We start from the raw sequence: 6,801 nt of genomic DNA, 5'->3' as shown, positions 1-6,801 counted from the left end.
GCTCGTCCCCGCTCGGCTATGTCCCTTGCCCCCCGCACCGGCGCCCCTCGCCCCCCCCCCCCCCTCCCCCCCCCCCCCCCCCCCCCCCCCCCCCCCCCCCCCCCCCCCGACAACCTGTGCGCCGAAGCCCTCGGGGTCGTCGCCGATGGCGTCGAGCAGGGCTTGGAGGTTCGTACCGGAGCCGGAGACCAGCACGACCAGACGGGCCGGTGCGGCGGAGGGGGGCGGGGAGGCCACGGCTGGGCCCTTTCTCGCGTGGTGAAGCAGAGCAGCGCTGATTTGTATGGTCGTACGAAAGAATCGAGCCCCTCGATACGGGGAACTCTACGAACGAGCCGACCGTCAGCAACGATACCGGCACCTCGGGGGACCCCCACGGGACGGGGGTGAGAGGCCGCAGGCCGACTGCGCGGCGGCCGCGGCGAAGCACAAATGGGTCCGGGTGACGGGTATCGGCCACCTGCGCCGTGCTCCCAGCTTTCGGCCCCTCCTGGCCGGGAGGTAGCGTCAGGGGACAGGGAACCGTCCGCAGGGCGGAAATGACGAGATGGGGAAGACGTTCACCATATGCCGGACCGACGCCGCCGCACCGCCTTCCGCCACCCGCTGCCCGAGCGGACCCCACTGATGCTGCGGGAGCGCCAGTCCTCCACGGACTCTCCCTCCCCTTCCGGTTCTTCCGGTCCCGTGGGCGACAACCCGTTCGCCGCACCGCCCGAGGGCCGGCCCGACCGGCCCTGGCAGCCCCGCCACCCTTCGAACGCCGGAAACGGCAACGGGAACAACCAGGGGAACGGCGGCCGGGGCAACGACGACGGGTCGCCCGAGGGCGGCTCCTCCGACGACCGGCCGGTCTGGGGCAGCCAGTGGAGCAGCCAACAGCCCGGTCGCCAGAGCGGCGGCTTCGGCGGCCGCCCCGGGGGCCAGGGCGGGCCGAACGGCCAGGGCGGCTCCGGGGGCAGCCCCGGCAGACTGCGCTGGGATCCGACCGACCCCGCCCAGCGCCGCGCACGCTACGCGCTGCTCTGCGGCATGTGGGCCTTCTTCTTCGCACTCTTCGACTTCCCGGAGATCGCCCTGCTGCTCGGCGCACTCGCCGTGTACTGGTCGATCAGCTCGCTCCGCGCGAAGCCGAGTGGCGCGTCCGCGCCGGGCGCCGCCGGAGCACCCGGGCCGGCCGCGGCGTCCGGTACGCCGGCCGCCGGCCCCCTCCAGGGTTCCGGTTCCGGGCGTGTTCCGGCGTCCGCGCCCGGCGCCCCCGCCGCTCCTGGCTACGGGAAGCAGCAGACCACGGCTGCGGTCAGCGGCCTGGTGACGGCGCTGCTCGCGCTCTCGATCGTCGCGACGACGTTCACGGTGCAGCTCGCCTACCGCGACTACTACACCTGTGTGAACGACGCCTTGACCAAGTCCGGCCAGCTGGCCTGCAACGATCTGCTGCCGAAGCCGCTGGAACCCTTCTTCGGCGTCAAGAACTGACACTTCACGGATTTACGGATCCACGGACGGCCCAGCCTCACCCGGCAGGGCCGTCCGTTCGTGCCAGGGGTCGGTCGGCAGGAAGTCGTACGGCTCAAAGTCGCCACTCCTCCCGTCCGCCGCGGACGCCGGCGCAGCGCCGCCGGTTGCGCGGGCAGCCGCCGCAGCGGGTACGCCCCCAAAAGCGCGGACGGGCACACGAACGGCTCCCGGTCCGGGCGCCGGCTCGGCCACCTCGCCCTCATCCCGGCGCCCCGACCGCTTCCACCACCGCCGGCCGCCGCCACCCGGCTCCCGAGACACCTGCCCGGGGCCCCTCGCAGGCGCCTGAGCTGCGGGCGCGCACTCCGCCGCTGCCGTCTCCTCCGCTGCTCGACGCACCCGCGATCCCCCGTCGCCGCCCCACAGCCGCCAGGCCCGGAGCAGCAGCGCCACGGGGACGCCGAGCAGCGCCGTCCACGCCAGGGCCGCCGCACCCGTCAGCCACCACACCGGGCCGAACTCCGCCAGCGCCCCGGTGCCGAGCGGTCCCCCCGCGGCCGCGGCCAGCGCCGCCGTGCCGACCCCGCACCCCACCGCTCCCAGGCCGGCCGTCAGCGCGGTCTCCCACAGGCTCCACGCCTCCTCCCGCCCCGCGTGGGCGGGCGCGGCCCGCCGTACCGTGAACCATGCGACCGTCACCCCGGCCACGACCGGCACCGCCCCGGCCGCCCAGTTCGGGACCGTCCCCGGACCCTGGGCCGGCACCGCGGCGAGCAACGGGAAAACGGGCAGCGCCGGGCGCCCCGAGAAGGCGAGCGGGGTGACCGCGGACGCCGTACCGAGCGCAAAGCCCGGACCGAGTCCGTACGCGGCACCCCACACCGCCGCGTTCGGCACCAGCACCAGCGCGAGCAGCAGTACCGGGACCCGGCCCGACCAGTCGCCCGAGAGCTGGACGAACGACTGCTGAGCCGCCTGTGCATGCCACACCAGCGCCACCGCGACGAGCAGCGCCCCGCCACCGAGCAGCACCGCCACCCCGGCCGCGGCCGACCGGCACACCGTCTCCGCGTGCTCCCTGAACCGGGTACGCGCCGGCTTCTCGTGCAGGCGCGCCGGCGCCCAGGACGGCGGCGCGATCGGGCGCCCCGCTGCCGTCCAGACCCCGGCAGCCGCCGCGCCCATCACCACAACGGCCGAAGGGAAGATCAACGACGGCGCGTACACGGACAGCGAACCACCCCGCACATAGAACGCGACAGCGACTCCGACCAGCAGATATCCGCCGCTGACCATGGCGAACGCACCCGCTGCCGAGGGCGCCGGGCGCCCCTCGACGGACTCCAGGGCGTCCCGGGCCGCACGGTGCGCCAGCCACACCGGCATCACGGCGAGCAGCAGCGGGACGAGGCCGACCGGGGCGGGGGCTCCGCCGAGCGTGTCTGTCCTGATCAGCTCGGCACCGTGGGCGAGCAGCCAGAGCCCGGCCGCCACGTGGAGGGCCCCGCCGGGGCCGTTGTCGGGAGCCGGGGAGCTGATCCACAGCCCCATGACGAGCACGGTGAGTGTGCCCAGCCCCAGCCCGGCCGCAAGCGCCCCACGCAGGAAGGCGAAGGCCAGAACGGCGGACCGGCCCTGCTCTGCCGACAACGACGGGCTGCGTTCGGTCACTTGGGTCACACGGCAATGCTCCCAACGACACGCGCTTATTCCGTGTAACAGGCGAACGACCGCCGTGTCGACCAATATACGTTTATGTACTTTTTCGCCCATTGCGGGGCCCGCGGGGGGTCTTTCATGACAGAGAGCTCGTCCGATGCGCCGAACGGGCGACCCGCCCGGCGACACCGGCGGCGGTCGCGAGGCTGTCCGAGCCGGTGACCGCCACGAAACAGCCGCCGTCCCGTCCGCTGTCCCGACCGCCGACCCCCGTCGAAGCCACTGGGAGCACCGCCATGGCCCCGACCGAGCCGGGCACCACCCCCGAACTGCCGGACAAGTACGGCGCATCCGGCACATCTGTCACAGGCAGCCCATCCGCCACCCGTGCCGCGCCTGAAACACCTGAAGCGTCTGAAGCACCGGCCGAGGCATTCGATGCCTTGTACAAGAGCTGCGCCGCCGCCCTTTTCCACCAGACGTTTCTGCTGACCGGGCGCCGGAACCTCGCCCAGGAGGCCGTCGCGCGGGCCTTCGCGCGGGCCTGGGAACACTGGCCGGAGGTCGCGGTGGACCGTGATCCGGCGGGCTGGGTGCGGGCCGCCGCGTACGAGTACGCGATGTCGCCCTGGCACCGGCTGCGCCGCACGCACCGCCCCCTCGACCCGCCGCCCGCCGAACCCGGTGCGCGCGCACTGCTCGGCGCGCTGCTCGACCTGCCGCCGTCGTACCGCCGCACCCTGCTGCTCTACGACGGTGTCGGCCTGGATCTTCCGGAGACCGCGGCGGAGACGGAGGCCAGCACCCCGGCGACCGCGAGCAGGCTGATGAACGCACGTGCCGCGGTCGCCGAGCGGCTGCCCGAGCTGACGGAGCCGTCGTCCCCCACCGAGCAGTCGGCGCTCCTGCATCGGCAGCTCGGCGCACTCGCCCGGGCCCAGCCCCCCGCCTCGCTCCCCTCGCCCGACGCGATCCGTACGGACAGCGAGCGCAAGGCCCAGGTGTGGACCAGAGCGGCCATCTCCTTCACGGTGCTGCTCATCGGTCTGACGCTGTTCACCCTGGCGACGGCTCCGGCCCGGTACGAAACCCCGGAGTCGCCCGCTCAGCAGGTCGGCGGGGTGCCGCCACGAGGCGGCCCGCAGAAGCTGACGCCGCAGGACCTGAATCTGCAGAAGAAGCTTCAGGGCGAGCTCGTACAGGGTCCGGCCCGGCTGGTCCCCGACGCCGGCTGACCGGGAGGACCGGCAGACGGGCAGCCGGACCGAGAAACAGACCGAGAAACAGATACGGCGCGGGCCCGTACCCCTGACCGGGGTACGGGCCCGCGCCGTCTGTGCGGTGACGCGACACTGCGGTGCTGCTCCGTCGCGGTGAAGCGATCAGGCGCCGAGGATCTCGCGTGCCAGCTTGGCGGTCTCGGTCGGCGTCTTGCCGACCTTGACGCCGGCGGCCTCAAGGGCCTCCTTCTTCGCCTGCGCGGTGCCGGACGAGCCGGAGACGATGGCGCCGGCGTGGCCCATGGTCTTGCCCTCGGGGGCGGTGAAGCCCGCGACGTAACCGACGACCGGCTTGGTGACGTTCTTCGCGATGAAGTCGGCCGCACGCTCCTCGGCGTCGCCGCCGATCTCACCGATCATCACGATCAGGTCGGTCTCGGGGTCGGCCTCGAACGCCGCGAGGGCGTCGATGTGCGTCGTGCCGATGACCGGGTCGCCACCGATGCCGACGGCGGACGAGAAGCCGATGTCACGGAGCTCGTACATCATCTGGTAGGTCAGCGTGCCGGACTTGGACACGAGACCGATGCGGCCGGGCTTGGTGATGTCGCCCGGGATGATGCCGGCGTTGGACTGACCGGGGGTGATCAGGCCGGGGCAGTTCGGGCCGATGATCCGGGTCTTGTTGCCCTTCGAGCCCGCGTACGCCCAGAAGGCGGCGGAGTCGTGGACGGCGATGCCCTCGGTGATCACGACGGCGAGCGGGATCTCGGCGTCGATCGCCTCGACGACGGCGGCCTTGGCGAAGGCCGGCGGCACGAAGAGAACCGACACGTTCGCGCCGGTCTTCTCCATCGCCTCGGCGACGGTCCCGAACACGGGTACCTCGTTGCCGTCGAAGTCGACGGACGTGCCGGCCTTGCGCGGGTTCACGCCGCCGACGATGTTGGTGCCGTCGGCGAGCATGAGCTTGGTGTGCTTCATGCCGGTGGCACCGGTCATCCCCTGGACGATGACCTTGCTGTCCTTGGTGAGGAAGATAGCCATGGTGTTGGAGTCCCTCGTCCCTTACTTCGCAGCCGCGGCGAGCTCGGCGGCCTTGTCGGCCGCGCCGTCCATGGTGTCCACGCGCTGAACGAGCGGGTGGTTGGCGTCGGAAAGGATCTTGCGACCCAGCTCCGCGTTGTTGCCGTCGAGGCGCACGACCAGCGGCTTGGTGACCTCTTCGCCCTTGCTCTTGAGCAGCGCAAGAGCCTGGACGATGCCGTTGGCGACCTCGTCGCACGCGGTGATGCCACCGAAGACGTTGACGAAGACGGACTTGACGTCCGGGTCGCCGAGGATGATCTCCAGGCCGTTCGCCATGACCTCGGCGGAGGCGCCGCCACCGATGTCGAGGAAGTTGGCGGGCTTCACGTTGCCGTGGTTCTCACCGGCGTACGCGACGACGTCCAGGGTCGACATGACCAGACCGGCACCGTTACCGATGATGCCGACCTCGCCGTCGAGCTTGACGTAGTTGAGGTTCTTGGCCTTGGCGGCAGCCTCGAGCGGGTTGGCTGCGGCCTTGTCCTCGAGCGCCTCGTGCTCGGGCTGACGGAAATCGGCGTTCTCGTCGAGAGACACCTTGCCGTCCAGCGCGAGGACGTCGCCGGAGGCGACCTTGGCGAGCGGGTTGACCTCGACGAGGAGCGCGTCCTCGGCGACGAAGGTGTCCCACAGCGTCACCATGACCTCGGCGACCTTCTCGGCCACCTCGGCCGGGAACTTCGCCTGGGCGACGATCTCGCGGGCCTTCTCGATCGTGACACCGGTGTTGGAGTCGACCGGGACCTTCGCGAGGGCCTCGGGGGTCTTCTCCGCGACCTCCTCGATGTCCATGCCGCCCTGCACCGAGGCCATGGCCAGGAAGGTGCGGTTGGTGCGGTCGAGGAGGTACGAGACGTAGTACTCCTCAAGAATCTCCGGCGCGGTCTCGGCGATCATCACCTTGTGGACCGTGTGGCCCTTGATGTCCATGCCGAGGATGTCGGTCGCGCGGGCGACCGCCTCGTCGGGGGTGGCGGCCAGCTTGACGCCGCCGGCCTTGCCGCGGCCGCCGACCTTCACCTGCGCCTTGACGACAGACTTGCCGCCCAGCCGCTCGGTCGCCTCGCGGGCTGCCTCAGGCGTGTCAATGACTTCACCGGCCAGCACCGGTACACCGTGCTTGGCGAAGAGGTCCCTCGCCTGGTACTCGAACAGGTCCACGCGCGTCCGTCCCTTTTCAGTGGTCTCGCGGTTCGTTTTCAGCGTGGGCGTGCCGCGAGGGGCAACGTGACTGCTCTGTCACTAGGAAGGCGCACACGGTGACCCGGGGTACGCGGCATGTCCATCTCGCAGGTTATCCCCGCGCTCCGCAGGACCCTAAATCGCAGATCGCACCTGAGCGGTGATTACGGTCACAGATCCCGCCGGTGCC

5 protein-coding genes and 1 pseudogene are annotated in these 6,801 nt (G+C 71.7%); 2 read left to right on the top strand and 4 right to left on the bottom strand.

Features of this window, described 5'->3' with window-relative positions:
• Positions 1–237 (bottom strand): annotated as a pseudogene (locus ACZ7IB_RS07570) (hypothetical protein); the annotation flags it as partial.
• 330 nt (positions 238–567) lie between these two features.
• Between ACZ7IB_RS07570 and ACZ7IB_RS07565 the strand changes: the two are divergent.
• Positions 568–1,479: a hypothetical protein gene (locus ACZ7IB_RS07565; RefSeq protein ID WP_470909988.1), complete on the top strand. Its 912-nt coding sequence runs from the start codon at positions 568–570 to the stop codon at positions 1,477–1,479.
• Between the two features lie 12 nt (positions 1,480–1,491).
• Here ACZ7IB_RS07565 and ACZ7IB_RS07560 read toward each other — a convergent pair whose 3' ends face one another.
• Positions 1,492–3,132 carry a cell division protein PerM gene (locus ACZ7IB_RS07560; RefSeq protein ID WP_470910444.1) on the bottom strand — a complete coding sequence of 547 codons (1,641 nt, stop codon included), beginning with the start codon at positions 3,130–3,132 and terminating at the stop codon, positions 1,492–1,494.
• Positions 3,133–3,416: 284 nt separating this feature from the next.
• Between ACZ7IB_RS07560 and ACZ7IB_RS07555 the strand changes: the two genes are divergently transcribed.
• Entirely contained in the window at positions 3,417–4,355 is a 939-nt protein-coding gene (locus ACZ7IB_RS07555) for an RNA polymerase sigma factor (protein WP_470909986.1), read from the top strand.
• A gap of 147 nt (positions 4,356–4,502) precedes the next feature.
• Here the strand turns inward: ACZ7IB_RS07555 and sucD are convergent, their stop codons facing one another.
• Together sucD and sucC are read right to left on the bottom strand one after the other, a co-directional pair.
• Complete coding sequence (sucD, locus tag ACZ7IB_RS07550; protein ID WP_266358624.1) at positions 4,503–5,387, bottom strand: succinate--CoA ligase subunit alpha; 885 nt, start codon at positions 5,385–5,387, stop codon at positions 4,503–4,505.
• A 21-nt stretch (positions 5,388–5,408) separates the two neighbouring features.
• On the bottom strand, positions 5,409–6,590 hold the full coding sequence (gene sucC / locus ACZ7IB_RS07545; RefSeq protein ID WP_266358625.1) for an ADP-forming succinate--CoA ligase subunit beta: 1,182 nt from the start codon (positions 6,588–6,590) through the stop codon (positions 5,409–5,411).
• Between the last annotated feature and the right edge of the window lie 211 nt (positions 6,591–6,801).

It is taken from the genome of Streptomyces sp. NPDC037301 (genome assembly GCF_055602785.1).
Note: the sequence above shows the minus strand (reverse complement) of the source record. Positions and strands in the feature narration are given on the sequence as shown.

Bases quoted from the DNA above. Each gene is read 5' to 3' on its own strand.
- ACZ7IB_RS07555 (WP_470909986.1), top strand. From the start codon at position 3,417: ATGGCCCCGACCGAGCCGGGCACCACCCCCGAACTGCCGGACAAGTAC.
- sucD (WP_266358624.1), bottom strand. From the start codon at position 5,387: ATGGCTATCTTCCTCACCAAGGACAGCAAGGTCATCGTCCAGGGGATG.
- ACZ7IB_RS07565 (WP_470909988.1), top strand. From the start codon at position 568: ATGCCGGACCGACGCCGCCGCACCGCCTTCCGCCACCCGCTGCCCGAG.